The sequence below is a fragment of the Nisaea sp. genome (assembly GCF_039990255.1).
Taxonomy (GTDB): Bacteria; Pseudomonadota; Alphaproteobacteria; order Thalassobaculales; family Thalassobaculaceae; genus Nisaea.
In genome coordinates, this window is sequence record NZ_JBDXGG010000023.1 from 1 (window position 1) to 23,342 (window position 23,342).

The 23,342-nt window shown below is 59.2% G+C and carries 18 protein-coding genes; 8 read left to right on the forward strand and 10 right to left on the reverse strand.

Annotation, left to right across the window (positions count from 1 at the left end):
• The first annotated feature begins 328 nt into the window (after window positions 1–328).
• Both ABJ076_RS21140 and ABJ076_RS21145 read left to right on the forward strand, forming a co-directional pair.
• Window positions 329–1,318 carry a phosphoribosylaminoimidazolesuccinocarboxamide synthase gene (locus ABJ076_RS21140; RefSeq protein ID WP_348194774.1) on the forward strand — a complete coding sequence of 330 codons (990 nt, stop codon included), beginning with the start codon at window positions 329–331 and terminating at the stop codon, window positions 1,316–1,318.
• Window positions 1,319–1,622: 304 nt separating this feature from the next.
• The gene (locus ABJ076_RS21145; protein ID WP_348194776.1) at window positions 1,623–2,222 is read left to right on the forward strand and encodes a PAS domain-containing protein; all 600 of its coding nucleotides are present in this window, start codon (window positions 1,623–1,625) and stop codon (window positions 2,220–2,222) included.
• 9 nt (window positions 2,223–2,231) lie between these two features.
• Here ABJ076_RS21145 and ABJ076_RS21150 read toward each other — a convergent pair whose 3' ends face one another.
• A complete protein-coding gene (locus tag ABJ076_RS21150) occupies window positions 2,232–2,714 on the reverse strand; it encodes a MarR family transcriptional regulator (RefSeq protein WP_348194778.1) in 483 nt (160 codons plus the stop codon).
• A gap of 113 nt (window positions 2,715–2,827) precedes the next feature.
• Here ABJ076_RS21150 and hmgA point away from each other — a divergent pair, with 113 nt between their 5' ends.
• Genes hmgA through ABJ076_RS21175 form a run of 5 tightly spaced genes read left to right on the forward strand, consistent with a single transcriptional unit; the run spans window position 2,828 to window position 8,246 of the window.
• Window positions 2,828–4,186, forward strand: a complete 1,359-nt coding sequence (gene hmgA, locus ABJ076_RS21155; RefSeq protein ID WP_348194780.1) for a homogentisate 1,2-dioxygenase — start codon at window positions 2,828–2,830, stop codon at window positions 4,184–4,186.
• A gap of 2 nt (window positions 4,187–4,188) precedes the next feature.
• Window positions 4,189–5,442 (forward strand): fumarylacetoacetase, encoded by a 1,254-nt coding sequence (gene fahA / locus ABJ076_RS21160; protein ID WP_348195071.1) that lies wholly within the window; start codon window positions 4,189–4,191, stop codon window positions 5,440–5,442.
• Between the two features lie 27 nt (window positions 5,443–5,469).
• Window positions 5,470–6,420 carry an MBL fold metallo-hydrolase gene (locus ABJ076_RS21165; RefSeq protein WP_348194782.1) on the forward strand — a complete coding sequence of 317 codons (951 nt, stop codon included), beginning with the start codon at window positions 5,470–5,472 and terminating at the stop codon, window positions 6,418–6,420.
• Window positions 6,421–6,435: 15 nt separating this feature from the next.
• Complete coding sequence (locus ABJ076_RS21170; RefSeq protein ID WP_348194784.1) at window positions 6,436–8,052, forward strand: FAD-dependent oxidoreductase; 1,617 nt, start codon at window positions 6,436–6,438, stop codon at window positions 8,050–8,052.
• Window positions 8,049–8,246: a DUF2783 domain-containing protein gene (locus ABJ076_RS21175; RefSeq protein ID WP_348194786.1), complete on the forward strand. Its 198-nt coding sequence runs from the start codon at window positions 8,049–8,051 to the stop codon at window positions 8,244–8,246. The genes ABJ076_RS21170 and ABJ076_RS21175 overlap by 4 nt, the downstream gene beginning before the upstream one ends.
• A gap of 54 nt (window positions 8,247–8,300) precedes the next feature.
• Here the strand turns inward: ABJ076_RS21175 and ABJ076_RS21180 are convergent, their stop codons facing one another.
• The 7 genes from ABJ076_RS21180 to ABJ076_RS21210 form a co-directional block, all read right to left on the reverse strand.
• A complete protein-coding gene (locus tag ABJ076_RS21180; protein ID WP_348194788.1) occupies window positions 8,301–9,098 on the reverse strand; it encodes a phosphodiesterase in 798 nt (265 codons plus the stop codon).
• 117 nt (window positions 9,099–9,215) lie between these two features.
• Entirely contained in the window at window positions 9,216–10,454 is a 1,239-nt protein-coding gene (locus tag ABJ076_RS21185; RefSeq protein WP_348194790.1) for an ABC transporter substrate-binding protein, read from the reverse strand.
• Window positions 10,455–10,604: 150 nt separating this feature from the next.
• Window positions 10,605–11,501, reverse strand: a complete 897-nt coding sequence (locus tag ABJ076_RS21190; RefSeq protein ID WP_348194792.1) for a carbohydrate ABC transporter permease — start codon at window positions 11,499–11,501, stop codon at window positions 10,605–10,607.
• Window positions 11,498–12,481, reverse strand: a complete 984-nt coding sequence (locus ABJ076_RS21195) for a sugar ABC transporter permease (RefSeq protein WP_348194794.1) — start codon at window positions 12,479–12,481, stop codon at window positions 11,498–11,500. The genes ABJ076_RS21190 and ABJ076_RS21195 overlap by 4 nt, the downstream gene beginning before the upstream one ends.
• 1 nt (window position 12,482) lies before the next feature.
• Window positions 12,483–13,619 (reverse strand): ABC transporter ATP-binding protein, encoded by a 1,137-nt coding sequence (locus ABJ076_RS21200; protein WP_348194796.1) that lies wholly within the window; start codon window positions 13,617–13,619, stop codon window positions 12,483–12,485.
• Between the two features lie 245 nt (window positions 13,620–13,864).
• Window positions 13,865–15,292 carry a nucleobase:cation symporter-2 family protein gene (locus tag ABJ076_RS21205; protein ID WP_348194798.1) on the reverse strand — a complete coding sequence of 476 codons (1,428 nt, stop codon included), beginning with the start codon at window positions 15,290–15,292 and terminating at the stop codon, window positions 13,865–13,867.
• Between the two features lie 243 nt (window positions 15,293–15,535).
• Complete coding sequence (locus tag ABJ076_RS21210; protein WP_348194799.1) at window positions 15,536–15,928, reverse strand: GFA family protein; 393 nt, start codon at window positions 15,926–15,928, stop codon at window positions 15,536–15,538.
• Window positions 15,929–16,170: 242 nt separating this feature from the next.
• Between ABJ076_RS21210 and ABJ076_RS21215 the strand changes: the two genes are divergently transcribed.
• Window positions 16,171–18,327: a methyl-accepting chemotaxis protein gene (locus ABJ076_RS21215; RefSeq protein WP_348194800.1), complete on the forward strand. Its 2,157-nt coding sequence runs from the start codon at window positions 16,171–16,173 to the stop codon at window positions 18,325–18,327.
• Between the two features lie 513 nt (window positions 18,328–18,840).
• On the opposite strand, the gene ABJ076_RS21220 is transcribed toward ABJ076_RS21215, so the two are convergent.
• Together ABJ076_RS21220 and ABJ076_RS21225 are read right to left on the reverse strand one after the other, a co-directional pair.
• Complete coding sequence (locus ABJ076_RS21220; RefSeq protein WP_348194801.1) at window positions 18,841–21,978, reverse strand: multidrug efflux RND transporter permease subunit; 3,138 nt, start codon at window positions 21,976–21,978, stop codon at window positions 18,841–18,843.
• Window positions 21,979–21,990: 12 nt separating this feature from the next.
• Window positions 21,991–23,127 (reverse strand): efflux RND transporter periplasmic adaptor subunit, encoded by a 1,137-nt coding sequence (locus ABJ076_RS21225; protein ID WP_348194803.1) that lies wholly within the window; start codon window positions 23,125–23,127, stop codon window positions 21,991–21,993.
• Window positions 23,128–23,342 lie beyond the last annotated feature (215 nt).

The window sequence follows — 23,342 nt, forward strand, 5'->3', positions numbered from 1 at the left end:
GACGGCCTCGGCGTCAGCGACGGCACGGAGACGGACGGCAACACAACCATCACCTTCTCCGACGGCGGCACCCTCACCGTAATGGGCGTCTCAAAGGCTGAGATTACCTCTGCAACAGGATGGGAACTGGGCTAACCGAACCCCGGACATCAAAGAAGAAACTCGGAAACGACTCAGGGGACATGGCCGTCATTGCGGCCGGTCCCCCTCCTGTTCTGTGACACGGCGACTATGGTGAGCGGTCCCAATCCCCAACCCCGCCATTGCACAGACGCGCAAAGACGCTATCGTGCCGCCGCAATCCGATTACTGTTCACAGGACTTCTCCATGGCGCCGCAGACGGCCACCTCACAGCTCCTCGACAATTGCCTCACCGACGCGGAATACCCGGAATTGCCGGGTTTCGTCAGGGGAAAGGTCCGGGATGCCTACAAATTGCCGGGCCGGCGACGGCTGCTGATCGCGACCGACCGGCAATCCGCGTTCGACCAGGTTCTGGCGGCCGTGCCATACAAGGGTCAGGTGCTGACCCAGACGGCGCGCTACTGGTTCGATCACACCGGTGATATCTGCCCGAACCATGTGATTTCCTACCCGGACCCGAATGTGGTGCTGTGCAAGGATCTCGACATGGTGCCAATCGAGATCGTGGTACGGGCCTATCTCACAGGCTCCACCAATACCAGCGCCTGGACCATGTATGAACGGGGCGAACGGGTCATTTACGGCCATCAGCTCCCCGAGGGCATGAAGAAGAACCAGAAACTCGCCAAGACCATTATCACGCCGACGACAAAACCCGCGGACGGCGGGCATGACGCGCCGATCACGGAAGCGGAGATCCTCGAAAGCCAGCTCGTGACGAATGAGCAGTGGCACGAGCTGGCGGAGAAAAGTCTGGCGCTCTTCGCGCGCGGGCAGGAACTTGCCGCCAAACAGGGACTTATTCTGGTCGATACCAAATACGAATTCGGCATCGACGAGGACGGCACGATCACCATCGCCGACGAGATCCACACCCCGGATTCAAGCCGCTACTGGCGCGCCGACACCTACGAGCAGAAATTCGCGGCCGGTGAAGAGCCGGACAGTCTGGACAAGGAATTCCTGCGGCTCTGGATCGCCAGCCAATGCGACCCCTACAACGACCCGATCCCGGAGATACCCGCCGAGACCCTGATCACATTCAGCGACAAATATGTCAGCCTGTATGAGCAACTGACCGGTCTGGATTTCGAGAGACACGACCCAGCGGTGCCCGTTCGCTCGCGTATTAGAGATGCCTTGGTCTCAGAGCTGCCGGAATACTTCAAATGATGCCGAGATCACGAAGGTGAAGGCCGGGTCTCTTTCGCCCCCCTCACTGACTTGGCACTTTACCGATGCGACTGCGTTGAGCGTCTTTCCGGCGGCGACAGAATTACCCGCACCAGGGTCTCCTAATCAGAGTTCGGAACCGCTGCGAACGCAGGTTCCAGCCCGAAATGTGACTTGCAGCTCCATAATTTCACCTCTTTTTAATATTGAGTTGAAACAACTGGCGTCCTGTCAGTCAGTCACAATTCGTGGTTTTGTCGCTTTTTCCCTAGCAACAGCACCCCTTGATTGAGAGACCTGATCATTGATAAGTGAATTTCAATCCGCAGCAGAAATCAGGGACGCCCTCGTCAAAGACGATCTGAACACGGTCGATCGCTATTTTCTGCAGTTTGGCGCTCGCAATCCGGCTGTCGTCTGGAATCCAGAGCACAACCAGCTTGAGGACGAACGTCTGCAGCGCCTCTTGTCTTACTGGCGCGAGAAAGCGGACGGCCGGACTGGAGCTTCGATCGCGTCCATCGACCCGACTGAAATGCGGTTTGTCCTGGGCTATCTCATGCTGCTCGATGTCATCGAGGACGGTTTCGATTTCCGGTACCGGCTATACGGTACAATGATTTCCGAACGGTTCGGCAGAGACGTTACCGGCTCGACGCTCCGTCAGTTCGGCGACAGGGAATTTATCATCAGCTTTTTCCTCGGCTCCTATCAGGCCGTGACGGACCGGCGTCAGCCGCTGCTGACCGTTCACTACCCGAAACACACATCGGAAACCGCGAGCTGGACGCGTCTCATTCTGCCGCTGAAAGACGAGAACGACGAGATCACGAGGTTGCTTGTCGGCCAGATCCCCGGCGAATGGCGCCCAACGCCTCCCGGCACGGAACCTTCTGCCTTCTGATCCGAGCGGCTAGACTTCCGAAGGCAGGTGCCCGGGAGCATCCCGATTTTCGTCAAGACGGGCGTGCAACTTCTCGAACAGCCGTTCGAGCGCGGCGCACTCGGCATCATCGAGTACCGAGAGCAGGTCCGCCTCGAAACCTCTCGCCAGCGGCACGATCTGCCGGTAGACGGACCAGCCCCGGTCCGACAGCGTGATATCCAGCAACCGGTTATCTGACGCGTTGCTCGCCTTCAGAACCAGCCCCGCCTCTTCCAGACGGCTGACTGCCCGGCTGACCTTGACCTTGTCCAGATTGACGCGGGCATGAATATCACGAACCGACACACGCTCCGACCGGGCGAGATGGGCGATCACCCGCCATTCGGCGATTGAGATCCCGAATTTCTCTGCATAGAGCACCGACATGGATTTACTGACGCGAGCGGCAATCACCGCCAACCGGTAGGGCAGGAAACGGTCCAGGTCGAGCAGGTCCTTGTGATCTTCCATCGGCAATTGACAATCATTTCATTTGTAACGATCATGATGATCCTACGGCAAACAGGCTCTTAAAACCAATCAGAAAACGCGCCTCGTCAGAGGCTGCCGGAGGGAGGATTGAGATGAACAAGGCTCCAGAGTCCGCATCCGTGCAGAGCAATCCACTGTCTGGCACAGACACTGGCTATATGCCGGGTTTCGGCAACGATTTCGAGACCGAGGCTTTGCCGGGTGCCTTGCCGCAAGGTCAGAACAGCCCGCAGAAATGCAATTACGGCCTTTATGCCGAACAGCTCTCCGGCAGCCCCTTCACGGCCCCGCGCGGCGAGAATGAGCGCAGCTGGCTCTACCGCATGCGCCCCTCGGTGAAGCATAGCGGACGCTTCGCGCGTATCGCCGTCGATGGCTGGAAAACCGCACCGCATCAGCCGGAACATGGCCTCGCCCTCGGCCAGTACCGCTGGAATCCGGTGCCCTTGCCGGAAGCGCCGACCGATTTCGTATCGGGCGTCCACACCATGACCACCGCTGGCGACGTGAACACACAAGCCGGTATGGCAGCCCACGTCTATGCGTGCAATGCGGACATGGTAGACGACTATCTGATGAACGCCGATGCGGAGCTGCTGGTCGTCCCCCAGCTCGGCCGGATCGAGATCTTCACGGAACTCGGCCGCATGAGTCTCGGCCCGCGCGAGATTGCCATCGTCCCGCGAGGCATGATCTTCAAGGTGACGCTTCTGGACACAGAAGCGCGCGGCTATATCTGCGAGAATTATGGCGCCAAGTTCACCCTGCCCGGGCGCGGCCCGATCGGCGCCAACTGCCTCGCCAACCCGCGCGACTTCAAGACACCCGTTGCGGCCTATGAGGAGAAGGAGACGCCCTGCCGACTGATCATCAAATGGTGCGGCACATTCAACGTGACGGAGATCGGCCATTCGCCGCTTGATGTCGTCGCCTGGCACGGCAATTACGCGCCCTTCAAATACGATCTGACCACCTTCTCGCCGGTCGGTGCCATCCTGTTCGATCATCCGGACCCGTCGATCTTCACCGTGCTGACGGCCCCATCCGAGACTCCCGGCACAGCCAACATCGATTTCGTCATCTTCCCTGAGCGCTGGCTGGTTGCCGAGCACAGCTTCCGGCCGCCCTGGTATCACCGGAATATCATGTCCGAGTTCATGGGTAATATTTACGGCGCCTACGACGCCAAGCCCGAAGGCTTCGTGCCCGGCGGCATGAGCCTGCATAATTGCATGCTGCCGCACGGACCGGACACACAGGCCTTCGAGGGCGCCTCCAATGCCGAATTGAAACCACACAAACTGACGGAGACCATGGCTTTCATGTTCGAGACCCGGTTCCCCCAGCATTTAACGGAATTCGCCGCCGACAAGGCTCCCTTGCAGGATGATTACGCGGCCTGTTGGACCGGGCTTGAGAAGAAGTTCGACGGAACGCCGGGTATCAAGTGACGATGAAAAGCTGGCTCTCCTCCGCCAATGCGACGGGTTGCGATTTTCCGGTCCAGAACCTGCCCTTTGGCGTCTTCTCGCAGGACGGAGAAGACCCGCGTTGTGGTGTTGCCATCGGGGATCGGGTGCTGGATCTTGCCGCCCTCGAACGGGACCGGCTGATCGAGACCGGCGGCACATCTGTTTTCGAGGCAGACGCCCTGAAACCGTTCATGGAGCGCGGCCCCGATGTGTGGGAGCGGGTACGCGCCCGGCTGACGAACCTGCTGCGCGACAGCGGCGATACAGCGCTGCAGAAAACTGCGGATCGCTATCTGATCCCGCTAACGGACGTCACGCTGCACCTACCTTTCAAGGTTAGCGAATATACCGATTTCTACGCAGGCAAGCAGCATGCCTTCAATGTCGGCACCATGTTCCGCGGCCCCGAAAACGCATTGCCGCCGAACTGGCTGCATATCCCCATCGGCTATAACGGCCGGGCGTCTTCCGTCGTTGTCAGCGGTACGGATTTCCACCGTCCGAACGGACAGCTGAAAGCGCCCGATGCGGATGCTCCCACTTTCGGGCCAAGTCGCCGGCTCGATATCGAGCTGGAAATGGGCGCCGTGGTCGGCACAGGAAACCCGATGGGCACGCCCGTGACGGTAGCCGAAGCGGACCGGATGATCTTCGGCTATGTCCTGCTGAACGACTGGTCAGCGCGGGACATCCAGGCGTGGGAGTACCAGCCGCTCGGCCCGTTCCAGGGCAAGGCCTTCTGCACGACGATCTCGCCCTGGGTGGTGACACGGGCAGCGCTGGAGCCATTCCGGACAACGACGCCGGAACGGGAAAAACCGCTTCTGCCCTATCTCGCGGAACCCACCCCAATGCTCTACGACATTGCGCTCGAGGTCGGCCTGACTCCTGCCGACTCCAACGAGGAAGCGGTGCTGTCGCGGACCAATTACAGCTCGATGTATTACTCCGCCGCCCAGCAGCTAGCCCATCACACCAGCAGCGGCTGCCCGATGCGCGCCGGTGACCTGCTCGGCTCGGGCACGATTTCCGGCGATACGCCCGACAGCTACGGCTCGCTGCTGGAGATGAGCTGGGGCGGCAAGACACCCATCACCCTGCCGAACGGCGAGACACGCAGCTTCCTCGAGGATGGTGACCGTGTGACCCTGCGCGGCCATGCGGCGGGGGATGGCTACAGGATCGGGTTTGGAGACTGCACGGGCACGGTACTGCCCGCGATTAAAAAAGACTGATAAAAAATCAAACGGGAGGGAGGCCAAATGGCCAAGCAATTCGCATCCATGGGCGACATGGCGGAAAAGAAGATTACCTTCAGCGAGATCGGCCGAGACATCTGGGCCTTCACTGCCGAGGGTGATCCGAATACCGGCGTCGTCATCGGCGACGACAGCGTGATGATCGTCGATGCCCAGGCCACGCCCCGGTTGGCGAACAAAGTGGTGGAGAAGATCCGCGGCGTCACCGACAAGCCGATCAAATATGTCGTGCTCTCGCATTACCACGCCGTCCGCGTGCTCGGCGCCTCGGCCTACGGAGCGGAGCAGATCCTCGCCTCCGAGAAATGCCGGGCCATGGTTTCGGAACGCGGCCAGGAAGACTGGGACAGCGAGTTCGGCCGCTTCCCGCGCCTCTTCCAGGGCCATGAATCGATCCCCGGCCTAACCTGGCCGACAATGACCTTCACCGACAGGATGACGGTCTATCTTGGCAAGCGCCGGGTCGATCTGATGCATCTCGGCCGCGCCCACACCGCAGGCGATATCGTCGCCTGGGTACCCGACGAGCGCGTCATGCTGACCGGGGATATCGTCGAGTACAAAGCCGCCTGCTATTGCGGCGACGGTCATTTCAGCGACTGGGGAAACACGCTCGACGCTATCAAGAGTTATGATCCGACCGCCATCGCACCGGGCCGTGGCGACGCACTGGTCGGCACGGAGATGGTCGATGCCGCGCTCGAATTCACCCGCGACTTCCTGACGAACACCTACCGTCCGGCTGCCGCCGTCGCTGCCCGGGGCGGATCTCTGAAGGAAGCCTGGGACGCCGTCCGCGCCGCGTGCGACCCGAAATTCAGCGACGTGCCGATCTATGAGCACTGCCTGCCGTTCAACGTGACCCGCGCTTATGACGAGGCGCTCGGCATGGACACGCCTCGGATCTGGACCGCCGAACGCGACCGGCAGATGTGGGAAGCCCTACAGGGCTAAGGCGGGAGCCGTCCCATGGCCGAGATCTTCGAGCAGGCGCTTTATTCTTATCGGCGTTCGCCGGACCAGGACGCGGCGGCGCCTGTGCGCCATCCGGTTATCGTCGTCGGTGCCGGTCCGGTCGGGCTCGCCGCCGCGCTGGACCTGGCGCTGAAAGACGTGCCGGTTCTGGTCCTGGACGACAATGATCGGGTCAGCACCGGCTCCCGTGCCATTTGCTTCGCCAAACGGACGCTGGAGATCATGGACCGGTTGGGCTGCGGTCAGCCGCTGGTCGACAAGGGCGTCACCTGGAACAAAGGCAAGGTCTTCTTCGACGAGCGGAAGGTCTATGAGTTCAATCTGCTGGCAGAGGCCGGGCACCGCCGCCCGGCCTTCATCAATCTCCAGCAATTCTATTTCGAGGCAGCCCTGCTTGAACGGCTGCGCGAATTGGAAGCGGAAGGCCGCCAAATCGAAATTCGGGGACGCAACAAGGTCACCGGTGTCGAACGGGACGATGGTGGCGTCCGGCTGACAGTCGAGACGCCGGACGGCCCCTACACTCTTGAAGCCGACTGGCTGATTGCCTGCGACGGCGCAAAATCGCCGGTTCGCTCTTTGCTCGGGCTCGACTTCCATGGCCGGGTCTTCGAGGACAATTTCCTGATCGCCGATGTTAAAATGGACGCGGCCTTCCCGACCGAGCGCTGGTTCTGGTTCGACCCGCCCTTCAATCGCGGGCAGTCGGCACTGCTGCACAAGCAACCGGATGGTGTCTGGCGCATCGACCTGCAACTCGGCTGGGATATCGACCGGGACGTTGAAATGCGGGAAGAAAACGTCATCCCGCGCCTGAGGGCCATGCTCGGCGAAGAGGTTGAATTCAGCCTCGAATGGGTCTCGATCTACACGTTCCAGTGCCGCCGGATGGAGCGCTTCGCCCATGGAAGGGTGTTGTTCGCGGGGGATAGCGCGCATCAGGTCTCACCCTTTGGCGCCCGCGGTGCCAACAGCGGCATCCAGGACACAGACAATCTTGCCTGGAAGCTGAAACTGGTGCTGGACGGCACAGCACCGGAAAGCCTGATGGAGAGCTATAACCGGGAACGGGTGCCGGCAGCGGACGAGAACATCCTGAACTCCACCCGGTCGACCGATTTCATCACGCCCAAGTCCGATATCTCCCGGGTGTTCCGAGACGCGGTACTCGACCTTGCAGAAGTGCATCCCTTCGCCCGGCCCCTGGTGAATTCCGGGCGGCTCAGCCTGCCGACGACCTATGCAGGCTCGACCCTGAACGGCGAGGATGCATTGCCAGGCGGGCCGGATCGTACTCGTCCGGGCGCAACCGCCGTCGACGCCCCGGTCGGCGACGGCTGGCTGCTGGGTCGTCTGGCCTCGGGTTTCATCTTGCTCGGCATCGATACGCCGCTGCCCGACATTTCCAGCAGCGATGCCGTCCCCGTGACGACACTGACAATCAAGGCCGGAGAGGACAAGCTGGGCGCCGTGAGAGAACGCTATCTCGGCAAGAACGAACAGGCGGTATACTTGATCCGTCCGGACCAGCACATCGCAGCGCGCTGGCCCATCTATGACAGAGAGGCCGTAACCTCCGCTCTGACCGCAGCGACCGGAGGGCCATCATGACGGATCTGACCACGGCGCCCAATCTGACGGATGCCGACGGCTTTTACGAAGCCCTGATCGCCGCCCACCAAGGCCTCACACCGGAGCAGAGCATTGCGCTGAACGCGCGGCTGATCCTGCTGCTGGCGAACCATGTCGGAGACAAAGACATTTTGCTCGACGCTCTGCACAAAGCACGGGGAACCGGACGTTAGTCCTCTTCTATCATCGCCACCCCCGGTCAGGGATGGCGATGAAACACGCGGAACCTAAATATCGCGTGGAACGTAGGGTTCACCCTCGCCACCGGCTGAACGAGCGAAGATAAAGACACTCTCCGGGGTCGATTTGATAATCGAGAATTCCGGTGCCTCGTCCACGAAGCGGACATCCTCTACACTGGTGAAATCCAGATAGACCTGATGGTTGAAGCCGCGCTGGAGATAGAACGGAATGCCGCGCCAGTGGCCTGAGATCGGCCGGTGCACATGGCCGAAAATCATCTGGTCTGGCAGGCGCTTCTGCAACACCTCGTAAAGCGCCTCTCCGTCCAACAGACGGATCTCGTCCATATGCGGGATGCCGAGATCGAAAGGCGGGTGATGGACCGCGAGCACGAACGGCACGTCCGACGGCAGCGCATCCAGTTCCTTGTCCAGCCACTCCAGACGGGTCTCGCACAGGCGACCGGCATGATCGCCCGGAATATCGACCAGGCTGTCGAGACAGACCACATTGGCATCACCGGTATTAACGGTGAACTGGACAAATCCGCCCTCGATTTCCGGCGCGTCGGGGAAGACCTCCCGGAACGGTGCCCGGCTGTCATGATTGCCCATCATCAGATGCACGGGCATCTCCAGAGGCGCCAGCACCTCCTTCAGAGTCTCGTAGGCTTCCTTCTCACCGTAATGCGTCAGATCGCCGGTGGCGATCACGCAATCGACATCACTGTGATCGCGGCGGATCAGGGACACACCGTCGGCGAGACGCTGTTTCGGGCTGGTTCCGTAGAGCGGCTTGTCGCCGGGGACGAAGTGTAGGTCTGTGATCTGGATAAAGCTCATGACACCGATTTCTTTCCGCCGGATGAAAGCCGACGACAGCAAGGTAAGCGAATGAACGCAATTAGCATTTAGAGGACCGGGCCGACAGGGCGGAACCCCATCGGCCCGATGAAGGTTTTATTTCGGCAGCATGTCGCCGACTTCGGCCACCAGATCGCTCTGCAGGGCCTTCATGTCGTCTTCCTCGCCGGTAACGATGCTTTCGATGCCGTCATAGATCACCTGAGTAACCGCGAGGCCCTTGTCGCCCGGATAGGCAAGCCAGTCGCGCAGCAGCGGGAGCTGACGCACGGCGGTCTCCTTGTTCGGGTTCCGCTTGTAGAAATCCTTCAGGATGATTTCGTTCGCGGCCTTGTTCGGCGGCATGTAGCCAGTGGTCTCGGCGACAGCAGCCGCGCCGGTGCCGGAGGTGATGTACTTCAGGAAGGTCCAGGCAGCCTGCAGCCGCTCCGGGTCCTTCGATGTGGAGACCAGCAGAGCTGCGTTACCACCAGCAGGCAGGCCCTGCGGCTTGCCGCCGATGCCCGGGAATTCGGCCGTTTTCATCTCGAAATCGCCTTTCGAGCGCTCTACTGCGCCGAGTGCGGAGGTGGACCAGAACATCATGCCGACATCACCGGAAGCGAAAGCAGCCAGCGCGTCTTTCCAGGACAGGTTCTGCATCTCGCAGCCCCGGAAGATCTTCTTCATGGTCTCGAAGGAGGTGAGACCGGCGTCGCCGTCGAAATTCACCTTGTTGCCTTTGACGATCGGCTCGTCCTGGCTCCACATCAGCGCCTGCATGAACCAGTTGCCGGTGATGTTCCACCCCCAGAAAACCGGGTTCTTCACGCCATTGGCGCGCATGTCCTTGCAGAGCGTGACCACTTCGTCCCAGGTCTGCGGCAGCTTGTCGGAACCGGATTTGCGGACCAGATCCATATTGTAATAGCCGACAGGCAGTGAGATCGAGAACGGAAGACCATGCACGTCGCCATTGAAGGTCGACAGATCAAGCATTGCCTGATGGTAGCCTTCCTTTTCGAAATTGGCTTCCTTGGCGATGAACGGTTCGAGCGAACGGGCGATGCCCTTTTCCACCAGAATGGCCTGACGGTTGAGGCCCTGCATGGTCACGTCCGGCAGATTACCGGACACAGCTTCGCGCAGGATGATGTTGGTCGCATCCTCGTAGCCTTCATAAGTGGCGCGGAACTTCACCTGGATCTCCGGATGCTCCTTTTTAAAGCTCTCCATGATCTTCTCATAGGTGACGTCGAACAGGTGGCTGTAGGGATAGCCGACCTCAATCTCCACCGCGCCGGCGGGCGCCGCGTAGAAAGCCGCGGCAGCGGCCATTGCAAAAAGGCGTTTCATATCGTAGCTCCTCATTGTTGCTGCGTGCTGCCGTGATGCTCCAAATGCTTGCGGCGGCCCGCCTGGCACGCCCCGTAACGGGGCATTGCGGCGGCCTCCATTGCAGTGGAGGCCGCTAATTTCATTCTTCGCTTCACTTCATGCCGGGCCTCACTTCATGCCGGTGAGTGTGATCCCTTCGATGAAGCGCTTCTGGGCCATCAGGAACGCAACGATCAGTGGCGTGACGATGATCGTTGCCGTCGCCATCATCGCGCCCCAGTCAGACCCGTCGCTGCCGCCTCTGAATTCCCGCAGACCGAGCGGCGGCGTATAGAGATCCCGGTCCCCGGTAATCACCACGCGGGGCCAGAAAAAGTCGTTCCAGTGCGCCACCACGGAGAAGATCGCGAAGGCCAGCAGGGCCGGGATCGCGGTCGGCAGCATCACTTTCCAGACGATGGAAAACTCGTTCATGCCGTCCATCCGGGCCGCATCGATCAAATCGTCCGGTACGGTTTTGAAGAACTGGCGCATCAGGAAGATGCCGAAAACGGAAATCGTCCAGGGCACGACAAGGGACGCGTAGGTATTGGTCAGCCCGAGCTTGGCCAGCATGATGTAGAGCGGCAGCGCAATCGCATGCACCGGGATCAGCAGGCAGACCAGCACCATCCCGAAGACCATGCCGCGCCCCCAGAACTTGAGCTTCGCCAGCGCGTAGGCGCAGGGCAGCGCCACCAGTGCCTGGATCAGGAAGATCGACGCGGTCACGATCACACCGTTCGCCAGATAGCGGAGCAGCGGCGCCTTCTTGAAGGCCTGGCTGTAATTGAAGATCGCAGGCGTCTCGAGGCAGTCTTCCCGGGCATTGCCCAGTTTGACGCAATATTCGTCGACCATCTGTTCCTGGGCGCCGAAAAATCCGCCGGTATTAGTTTCGATCTCGTGTGGCGCTTTCAGCGAGTAGCTGACCATCACATAGAACGGCAGGATGACGATCAAAGCGCCGACGATCAGAACCGCGTGTTTCAGCGCTTCCGAGAAAGGCGAGGCATGCCCGTTCATGTGTAGTGCACCCTTCTTTCGACGAGCCAGCGCTGCAGGAAAGTCAGGAACAGCACGAAGGCGAGGAAGACGATTGTGATCGCGGCGCCAATCCCGATCAGATTGTGTTTGATCGCCTTTTCATAGATCGCGAACATCATCACGTAAGTGGTCTTGGAAGGGCCGCCCCCGGTGATCGCCTCCACCGTGTCGAACACCTGGAAAGAGCGGATCGTGGTGATGGTCAGCACGAAGACCGTGGTCGGCCCCAGCATCGGCCAAGTCACCAGCCGGAACCGGTCCCAAGCACTGTCGGCGCCGTCGATGGCGGCTGCCTGGTAAAGCTCCCGAGGCACACCGGTCAGGCCGGCCAGATAAAGCACCATGTTGAAGCCGAAGCCCTGCCAGATGCCGATGAAGCAGATGGTCCAGATGGCGTAGTCCCGGTCGCCGAACCAGAGCGGGAAGTTCCGCGCGCACCCGGCGGCGTACCAGCTCGATATCTGCTCCAGGAACGTGCCGCATCCGGCCTCAAGGGTCATGTTGACGATGCCGACCGTCGGGTGGAGCGCGAATTCCCAGACGATTGCCATAGCCAACAGGGCAGCCATGACGGGCAGGAAATAGACTGTCTTGTAGAAGTCTCCGAAGCGTTTCAGGGAGTTGATCAGCAGCGCCGCGCCAAGGCCGAGACCGATGGAGGCGGGCACCACCACCAGCACATAGGTCGCCGATGCAGTCAGCATCTTCGTGTAGGTCGAGCGCGAGAACATCTTCTCGTAATTCTCGGTCCCCACCCACTCGAAGCCGGGATTACCGAGACTGTAATCGGTAAAGGAGAGCGCGGCGGCGATCAGTACCGGGGCCACCAGTATGACCAGCATCAACAGGATTGCCGGCGCGACGAAAGCGTAACCGGCGAGGCTGGCGGGAGCGAGAGTCCGACTCCGGGCTGGTTGCGCCCGCGCCGGGATAGCCGCCGCTGCAACATCCACCGCCATCTCAGGCCTCCGCGAAGCGCAGGCGACTGTTGTTCGCGCCAAATGCCATGGCTTTACCGGGCCTCGGCCGCACATGAATCTCCTGCCCGAGAGACACTTGCGCCGCCAGTTCCGGTACTGCGCGGGCAATCACCCGCTGACCGCTACCATTGACATGACCATGCAGGAAATAGTCGGAGCCGAGATTTTCCTTGTGACTGATCTTGAACGGCCAGGATTCCGCATCCTCACCAGATGTCAGCACGTCGAGATGCTCCGGACGAACACCAATGGAGAGCGCCTTGTGCGCACCGCCGAGCGTCCGCTTCAGATGAATGCCGTGCGCGATGACGCGCCCCTCACCGTCGGCCTCACCCTCGACCATATTGATCCGGGGGCTGCCGATGAACTCCGCCACGCGCCGGTCGGCCGGGTCGAGATAGATCTCGTCCGGCGTACCAAGCTGCAGGATGTCGCCCTCCATCATCACCGCCATCCGGTCCGACATGGTGAGTGCTTCGGCCTGATCATGGGTGACATAGATGAAGGTAGTCTTCAGGGCGTGATGCAGTTCCGCCAGCTCGGAGCGCATATGCACGCGCAGCGCTGCATCGAGGTTAGACAGGGGCTCGTCCATCAGGAAAGCAACCGGTTTGCGCACCATGGCGCGGCCGAGCGCAACGCGCTGGCGCTGGCCGCCGGAGAGTTGCCCCGGCTTACGGTGCAGTAGATGACCGATCTTAAGCGTGTCAGCGGTCTCCCGGACCAGACCACGTAAGGTCTCCAGCTTTTCCTGGCGTCCCGGCATGGCGGCACCGACCAGCGGCATCCGCTCCCATCCGTTCAGGTCCCGCAGCCGGAGTGGCGTCTCCATGTTCTGCAGCACTGTCAGATGCGGATAGAGTGCGTAGGACTGGAACACCATCGCCAGATCCCGGCGACTTGGCCGCACCTGGTTGACCACCGTTCCGCCGATGGCGACGTCTCCCGCGCTTTGATGCTCAAGTCCGGCGATGATCCGCAGCAAGGTCGACTTGCCGCAACCGGACGGGCCGACGAGGGTCAGAAACTCCCCGTCTGCAATGTCGATATCGAGCCCGTTGAGAACCGGCGTCGTGCCGTAGCTTTTCTCGATACCCGAAAGAGTGATACGCGCCATAAGCCCTGCCCCGGCGAAAATGAACCGGAGCGATCACTATCAAAGCTCTTTGACACCTGAATGACTCTGTTTGCAGACGACTTGCAGAATTCGTCTAGACAAAACAGGACAGCAGCAGCAGAAGTGTCCCCACAAAGGAAACGGGAACCCTGAACAATGTCAGGATTCCCGTTTGGTAAGATGATATTCGCCTCGTGTTTGAGGCCTCGGCCCCGTTCACAAAAGCTTCAAGAAAAACCCGGATCTCACTCCCCCGGGAGCGATCCGTTGCCCTTTCCGGACAGACCGCCTGCGACCTCTTCGGTCGACTCAGCCGAAAGCTCCTTTGGAAGCACCAGGTTCAGGACGATGGCGATGAAAGCCGCGGGCAGCAGGCCGGACGTCATCAGGATGCGCAACGTATCCGGCAAGTACTGAACTGCTTTCGGCTCCATCTGCAGACCAAGCCCAATGCCGAGAGCAATAGCGAAGATCACCATATTACGGCGGTTCCAGTGCACATCGCTCAGCATCGAGATACCGGCCGCAACGACCATGCCGAACATGACGATCACGCCGCCGCCCAACACCTCAATCGGGATGGTGCGGATAATCGCGCCGACCTTGGGTACAAGACCGCAGATAATCAGGAAGATAGCACCGTAAGTCACCACATGGCGGCTCATCAAACCGGTCATGGCCACCAGCCCGACATTCTGACTGAACGAGGTGTTCGGTAAACCACCAAAGAAACCGGCCAGGGTCGTGCCGAGGCCGTCAGCGAATGTGGCGCCCCGTATTTCCTTGTCCGTCGCCTCACGCCCGGCACCACCCTTGGTAATGCCGGAGACATCACCCACCGTCTCCACAGCGGAAACGAAGGCCATCAGGCAAAAGCCGATGATCGCCGCTCCGGAAAACTCGATGCCGTATTTGAAGGGCTGCGGCAGAGCGAAGACAGCCGCGCGCTCCCACGAGGTGCCGATGGCCCCGAGCGGCAACATACCGATAGCAATGGCATAGATATATCCGACGATCAGACCGATCAGCACAGCCGACACAGAAAGCATGCCCCGGGCGAAGAACTTCAGGCCGAGCGTCACCAGAATGACAATCACGGCAGCGGACCAGTTCAACAGCGATCCGTATTCAGGCTGGTTCACAGCCGGAACGCCACCCGCCGCGTACTGAATACCCACCTTGACCAGCGACAGACCGATCAGCGTGACCACAAGCCCGGTCACAAGCGGCGGCAGAGCGAAGCGAATGCGGCCGATCACGGTGCCAAGCAGCGCATGAAAAATGCCGCCGACGATGACACCGGTGAAGAGCGCCGCGAGCCCGTCCACGCCTTTACCCGCAACCAGCGGGATCATGATCGGCAGAAAGGCAAATGACGTCCCCTGCACCACCGGCAATTTCGCACCGACCGGGCCAACAGCGAATGTCTGCAACAATGTCGCCAACCCGGCGAACACCATCGACATCTGGATCATGTAGAGCAACTCGGGAAAATCAGGCGAGTTGGAGCCGAACCCGAAGCCGGCGGCACCGGCAACGATGATCGCCGGAGTAACGTTCGAGACGAACATCGCCAGGACATGCTGGATGCCAAGCGGAATAGCCGTCAACGGCGGCGGCGTGAAATCCGGGTCGCGAAGCTGTTCCGGCGTCCCGATTGAATTGTCAGTCATGTGTGCACTCCTGCTGTTCACAAGACGGGCGTTTCCCGTCACTTCGCTTGTTCACTCTTGGAGCATCACTCTTGGAGCTTCGATGCGGCCCCCGCCGCGCCGCGAAGTCTTAAATTTTCTGTAACATATATTCTTGTGAAGAGCACCCGGCGCAGAGCAACCATTGTGAGGTCGGAAAACTCTGGCCGGGCTTACGAGTTTTAAGGATCGAGCAGCGTTTCACACCATGCGCCCGCATGCGGCCTACGTCTCGGAGCGCCCCGTGCTATCGCGATCACGGTCATACTGCTTCATGCCAGAAAACGACGGCAGCCAGGACTCCCGGCGGACACACCAAAGCTCATAGGTTGGCTTCAGTTGGTTGGGTTCGTCCAGCGATCCCAGGTTCACTTCGATTTCGTCACCGCTGCGTCCGAAAACAGGCGAGCCGCAATGAGGACAGAAAAACCGCCCCTCATAATCACGGACCTCTCCTTCGACCGTCACCGCATCCTGAGGAAATATCGCGGAAGCATGAAAAAGGGCGCCATGATGCTTGCGGCACTCCAGACAGTGACAGAGGCCGACCCGGTACGGATGCCCCGACGCCACAATCCGAACTCTTCCGCACGAGCAGCCGCCGGTGAAACGGTCCATGATGTATCTCCTCTGAAGTCAAAAGGCCGAAATGGTTACATTGCCAGACAAGACCTCTCAGCCAATCTCATTTGGCTGGATAAGACTCAGGTCTCACGCGAATTTTGTTCGGCGTCACGCAATATTTCATGCTTTCCACAATTGATTTATTGTTTTTCGAGTAGAGACCGGCGTCGGTAGGAAAGTTTTAAGGTTTATCCGTTCTTTTACTTCTCGCCAGTACCAGTGAGAGGACCGTATAGATGTCGCTTGCCCGTCAAATTCTTCTGTTGGCGCTCTTGCCTGCAGTCATCGCTCTCGCCATTGAAGGCGGAGTGACGGCATATGATTCCAGCAGAACACTGCAGCACGAAGCCAAGATGCGCCTGGAAGCGATCGACACGATCCGCCGCGACCAATTTGAGAACTATCTTCAGAGCATCCGCGACGACCTCAGTCTCTATGCGAACAACCCAACGACTCACGAGGCCCTGGAACAATTCGGCACTGCCTGGGATGCCATTGAAAGTAATCCAGAGGCAGTCCTGCAAAGGCTCTACATAACCGACAACCCGCATCCTACCGGCCAGAAAGAAAACCTCGACGATGCAGGAGACGGGTCAACTTATTCCGATGTGCATCGGCGGTTTCATGACGTTTTCCGGGAGCTTCTGCGCAAGCGCGGATATTACGATATTTTTCTGTTCAACCCGAATGGCGACCTGATTTACAGCGTCTACAAAGAGCTCGATTACGCCACCAACATGAATACGGGTGAATGGAAAGATACGGATCTGGCCAACGCGTTCCGCGCCGGAATGCAAAAATCTGACACCGCAGATCACAGCTTCTTCGATTTTCGTCCCTACGGCCCGAGTTACGATGCTCCCGCCAGCTTCATCTCTGCACCGGTCGTCATCGAAGGCCAAACGAAGGGCGTTCTCGTTTTCCAGATGCCCGTCGACGAGATCAACGCGGCAATGTCACGTCAGGAAGGTCTTGGTAAAACAGGTGAAACAATTCTCGTCGGCAGTGATTTCCTTGCGCGCAATGACACCGCCCTGGTCAAGGACGCCATCCTGAAGCGTTCTGTCGATAACACGGCTGTTCAAGCAGCGTTGGACGGAAAGACAGGTTTCGACAGCATCGAAATTAACGGGGCACCGTACGAAACTCACTTCAGTTCTGTCGACTTTCTCGGCACGCGATACGCTTTCCTGGCCACAGAGGCTGAATCGGAGATCTTCGGGCCGATCTATGACATTCTGACGCACATCCTTATCGAGATCATCGTCATTGGCTCAATCGTGGCGGCGACCGGTTACTATTTCGGAAAGCGTCTGACAAACCCGATCACGGAGCTCACCCAAACGCAGGTCGAGTTGGCCAAAGGTAACCTCGATGCCTGGGTGCCGGATTACAAAAGCCCACGAGAAGTCGCCGACCTCTGCAGCGCACTCTATCGCTTGAAACAGGAAAGTCGTGCAGCTAGCCGCTATCGCGACGAGCAAGAACAGTTCCGTGTTGAAACCCGCGAGAAACAAAGGACAGCTATTCTTGGACTTGCGGATAATTTCGAGACTGCCGTTGGCGGTGTAATCGACGCTCTTTCTTCTTCCGCTACAGAGCTCTCCTCCACGTCAAATGGAGTCAGCGACACGGCCAACCGGACCGCCTCCCGATCTTCCAGCGTGCGGGAAGCCGCGAACGAAGCAGGTCAGGATATCGAGTCCGTGACGAATTCAGTTGATGAGGTCAATCACGCGGTGACGGAAGTCGCCGCTAAAGTTACCTCAACCTCTGAGCTGACAAACAAGGCGGCGGCACAGGCAGCGGACGCAGCGGAGAAAGTCAACGCCCTCAACGCAGCCAGTTCGAAGATCAATGACATCGTCTCGCTCATCGCCGACATCGCCGAACAGACCAACCTGCTCGCCCTCAACGCGACCATCGAGGCAGCCCGCGCCGGCGATGCCGGCAAGGGCTTTGCGGTGGTTGCCAGCGAAGTGAAATCGCTCGCCTCGCAGACCCAGAACGCAACCGAGGAAATCCGGCAGCAAGTCTCCGGCATGCTGTCTGAAATCGACTCCTCTACCAAGGCCGTCTCGATCATCACCGACGCCGCGAACGAAACCAACTCGACCATGACCGAGATCGCCGCAGCCGTCGATCAGCAAGCCTCCACCACCAGCGCGGTCGCCATGTCAGCAAGAAATGCGCTGGCTAAGATCCAGTCCGTCGTAGACGAAATCAGTGCCGTCGCCGACGACGCGATGGGCACCGGAGCCGCAACAGAGGAAATGCAGGCTTCAGCGGACGAACTATCCCGTAACTGCAACCTGCTGACGAACGAGACGACCAAGTTCATCGCGCATATCCGCACCAATGACGAGGATGCGGAACAGGCAAAAGAAGTATAGGTCGCCGCCACCCAGGGCGTCACGACGAAGCTCACCACGACCAGGCGTGTCATTCAGTGCGCCCGGTCGTGGGATAACGACCACGGTCCTATAGATTAGTGCTTGGGAACCGCGGGAGCGACAACTCCCGACGGATAAAACAGAGCGCGTAGTGAGGCTTCAACTGCTCGGGTTCATCCAGAGTCCCAAAGCTCACTTCGATTTTTTTCCGCGCTCCGCAAGAAGACGGACGAGCCTCTTTGGGGGCAAAAAACCGCACCTCATAATCGCGCACCTCGCCGTTCGCTGTCACCGGATCCTGAGGGAATATCGCAGAAGCGTTTAAAAGAGGGCCATGGTGGTTACGACAATCCCGGCAGTGACAGTGACACGCTTCTTTCTGCGTTTCCTGAAATGTCAAAAGGTCGAAATGACACCAAAACCAGCACAATAATGACGTCTACCAAACTGAGGCCGCGAGAAATCTACCCTCACCCGACCAAATTCGTCGGTTATATGGAGTGATAGAAAAGCTTACCTGTCCACTTCGCCCGCCTGATGCCGATCCGGCGCTCTCTTGAATTTTTCGCGCATGGTCTGGAACAGTACATAGAGTGGCGGAATCATGATCACGCCGACAATGCTCGCCATGAGCATCCCGCCGAATACCGTCATTCCGACAGATACACGGCTTGCCGCCCCGGCACCAGTAGCGAAAACGAGCGGCAACACCCCCAGCACAAAAGAGAATGCCGTCATCAGAACCGCGCGATAACGCAGGGACGCGGCTTCTTCCGCCGCCTCCTGGATACTCTTGCCCTTTTCGCGGAGTTCCTTGGCGAATTCGACGATCAGAATCGCGTTCTTCGCAGCAAGGCCGATGAGCAGAACAAGGCCGATCTGCGCATAGCTATTGATAGGAATACTCGCCCAGCGCAAAGCGGCGATGGCTCCAAGCGCCGCAAAAACGACGGAGACCATGACCGAAAGCGGCGTCGTCCAGCTCTCATATTGGGCAACGAGAAAGAGATAGGCGAACGCGATCGAAAGCAGGAAAATCAACGAACCTGCCTGCCCCGCCACGATCTCCTCGCGCGCCTGACCGGTCCATTCATAACGGTAGCCATCCGGCAGTGTCAGATCCGCGACATTCTGCATTGCTTGCAGAGCCTGCCCCGAGGAGTTGCCGGCGGCCGGTTGCCCGTTCACAACAGTGGAACGGAACATATTGTAACGCTCGATCGCTTCCGGACCAAAGGCTTGGCGAACTGTGACCAGGGTCCGCAACGGGACCATCTCGCCGCCTGAACTTCGAACATATAGCCCGTATATATCCTCCGGCGTTGCCCGGCGATCCGCCTCGGCCTCCAACATGACCCGGTAAACACGCCCGAATTTATTGAAATCATTCACATAATAAGACGAGAAGTTCGCGTTCAAGACCAAGAAAAGATCTGAGATCGACACACCCTTCGATTTCGCCAGATCGCGGTTCACCTCGATCTCGTATTGAGGCGAACTCGCCCGGAACGCGCTGAAAACCCGCTCCAGTTCCGGCTCGCCATTTGCCGCAACGATCAGTCCGCCCAAGGTCGCCGCAAGATCTTGCGGCGAGCGGGCTTCGGTATCCTGCAGGACAAACTCAAACCCTCCTGTACTCCCCAACCCAGAGATTGGAGGTGGCGTGAAGGGGATGATGGTCGCAGATGGAATGGCGACGAGTTGCGGAGCGACCCGGCCGAGGATTCCTTGCAACGACAAATCCGCTCCGTCGCGCGCATCCCAGGGGTCCAGCACAGCAATGAAAAGCGCCGAGTTGGGGACCACGGCCCCCTGTAACAGAGAATAGCCGCCGATCGATATGCTGTTCGCCACCCCAGGCGTGTCGTCAAGAATAGTCTGAACACGCTGCATGACGGCTTCGGTACGGGGAAGTGCGGCACCATCCGGCAGACGCACATCAATGAAAAACGCACCACGGTCCTCATTGGGGATGAAGCCAGTCGGGGTACCGGCGAACATCCATCCGGTCAGCGCTCCAATAGCTGCCACAGAAACCGCCGTGAAGATAAGCATGCGCACCAGTCGACGGACCACCCCCACATAGGCTGTCCGCGCCCCTGTGATCCCGCGCTCAAACCAGGCAAGCGGGCCAGAAGGTGTTCCATCCGCCGGTTTGAGAATGCTCGCACAGAGTGCTGGACTGAGGGTCAGTGCGGTGATTGAGGAAATCGAGACGGCAAAGGCAATCGTCGCCGCAAACTGTTGAAACAGGCGACCGGTCAGACCAGGGGTAAAGGCGACCGGAACGAACACCGCAAGTAGGACGAGCGTGGTTGCAACGACCGGGCCGCTGACCTCGACCATCGCCTTCCGCGTCGCATCGCGAGGCGACAGGCCGTCTGTCATATGCCGTTGAACATTTTCGACCACGACAATCGCATCATCAACAACAATGCCGATAGCCAGGATGAGCCCGAAAAGCGACACCGTGTTGATGGTGAATCCCATCACCAGAAGGCATGCGAAAGTGCCGATTAGGGAGACGGGGATAGCTATGGCCGGGATCAGCGTGGATCGCCAATCCTGCAGAAAGACATACACAACGAGAACGACCAGAACGAGTGCCTGGAGAAGCGTGACCAGCACCTCCTTCATAGAGGTCGAAACGAAGAGCGTCGTGTCGTAGACCACTTCCGAAGCAATATCGTCCGGGAACCGTTCCGAGAGGGTCTCAAGCTCCGCCTTTACCGCCGAGGCGACATCAAGTGCATTGGCGTCGGGCAATTGATAGACGGTAAGCAAAGCGGCCGGCTTTCCGTTGAGCTTGCCGAGCCAGTCATAGGTCTCGGCGCCAAGCTCGATACGGGCCACATCCCTGAGCCGGACAAAAGAGCCATCGGAACCGGCCCGGAGAACAACATCGCCAAACTCCTCCGGGCTCTCCAATCTTCCCCTTGCGCGCAATGTGTACTGGAATTGTTGAGCCGCGGACGATGGCGGGGCGCCGATACTTCCGGGAGAGACCTGGATATTCTGCTCACGCACGGCGGCGACCACGTCCGCAGCCGTGATGCCTAACCCGGTCAACCGGTCCGGACGAAGCCAGATACGCATGCTGTACGCGCGCTCGCCAAGTATCTCCACGCTGGCGACGCCGGGAACGCGTGCAATATTATCCCTGATATTGATCGATGTGTAATTGCTCAGAAAGATATCGCTGTAGGTCTCGCCAGGTGAGACCACGGCCGCGACCATCAACATGCTGGAAGACTGCTTCTTGGTAGTGACGCCCTGACGGATCACATCCTCCGGCAGTCTGGAAGTGGCCTGAGCGACCCTGTTCTGCACGTTCACCTGGGCGGTATCGCTGTCATAGCCCGTCTCGAACGTGACGGTGAGCGTATAGGACCCGTCATTCACACTCTTGGAGGACATGTAACTCATGCCCTCAACACCGTTTACTTCTGCTTCGATCACCGCCGCGACAGTCTGCTCGACGACCTCCGCATTGGCGCCGGGATAACTCGCCGATACCTGGACTTGAGGCGGAGCGAGCTCGGGAAACTCCGCCACAGGCAGCGCCATTAGAGCCAGTACGCCGGCAATGAGCGTCACGATCGCAATAACAAAAGCGAATTTCGGCCGGTCGATGAAGAATGCGCTGAACATTTCCGCTGCCGCCTAGCCGCCGGCAGAGCCGGACGCAGACGCCTCGACAGGCGTCACCAGTCCGCCTGGCCGAACTTTCTGAATTCCTTCAACGATGATCCGTTCTCCAGCCGCAAGCCCTTCCTCGACGACCAGATTGGTGCCAAAGACCTGCCCTGTGCGGATCGGACGGGAGATCACCCTGTTTTCTTCATCAATCACGAGGATAAAGGAGCCGGACTGGTTCTCTTGCACTGCGGCTTGCGGCACCACGACCTTTCGGATCGGGTCGCTGGATACGAGAATGACATTGACGAACTGACCGGGGAACAACAGTTCGTCGGGATTGGGGAAAGACACACGGATATTGATCGTGCCGGTAGCAGAGTCGACTTTATTATCGATCAGGTCGATCCTCCCATCGAGCGGATAAAGTGTATTGTCAGCCAGACGAATCTGCGGCGTGAAGATGGTCTCTGTTCCGCTCTGTCGGCGCCGCGCGAATTCGAGATAATCCCGTTCGCTGACAGCAAACAGCACGTGGATGGGATCCAGCGCGACAATCGTCAGCAAAACACCGGACTCTGGCCCTATCAAGTTGCCTTCATCAACGCTGGCACGTCCGGCGCGCCCGTTCAGCGGTGAGGTGATCCGCGTGTAATCCAGATCAAGACGCGCCTTTCGCGATTGCGCCTTCGCGCCGGAAAGCTCTGCAACAGCACTCAGATAGGCTGCCTCGGCCTCATCCAGCTTGGCCGCGCTCGCCGCCTGGCGCTTCACCAGAACACGATAGCGTTCGCGATTGTTGCTTGTCTCCTCAACGCTCGCCTCAGCCTTCGCAACATCGGCCTCCGCCAGTGCAAGGTTTGCATCGAACTCGGCAGGATCGATCGAAAACAGCAGCTGTCCATCCGTTACGTTCGCGCCTTGGCGGAAGGACCTTTCCAGAAGGGTTCCGCCGACCCGGGCGCGCACATCGACTTGCTGCGATGCATCGGTGCGCCCGACATATTCGATTGTCGCGGATACGTCCCTCATATCAACGGTCGCAAAGACCACACTTGGCGGCACCTGCGCTTCCGCATTCTGACGCGTCGCCTCATCGTCACTGCACGCGGCAAGTGCCACCAGCCCAAGGCCGAATGTCAAAACCCTGGCGAACGTCCCCACGCAGCACCTCTTTTGCCTAAGTTGCTCTCCAATGCCCGAAATCATTTCAATCGGAGCATGCCGAGGTCAATAGCCGTTCTCTAGATCTATCCGATCCGGCGCGAACGACGTGTCCTTTTTTCCCGGCCTATTTCCTCCTGGGAAAAACATTCCCCAAGAAGCTCACCACACAAGCAGATTAGCGCAAACAACAAGATAAAGAATAGTTATTTGGA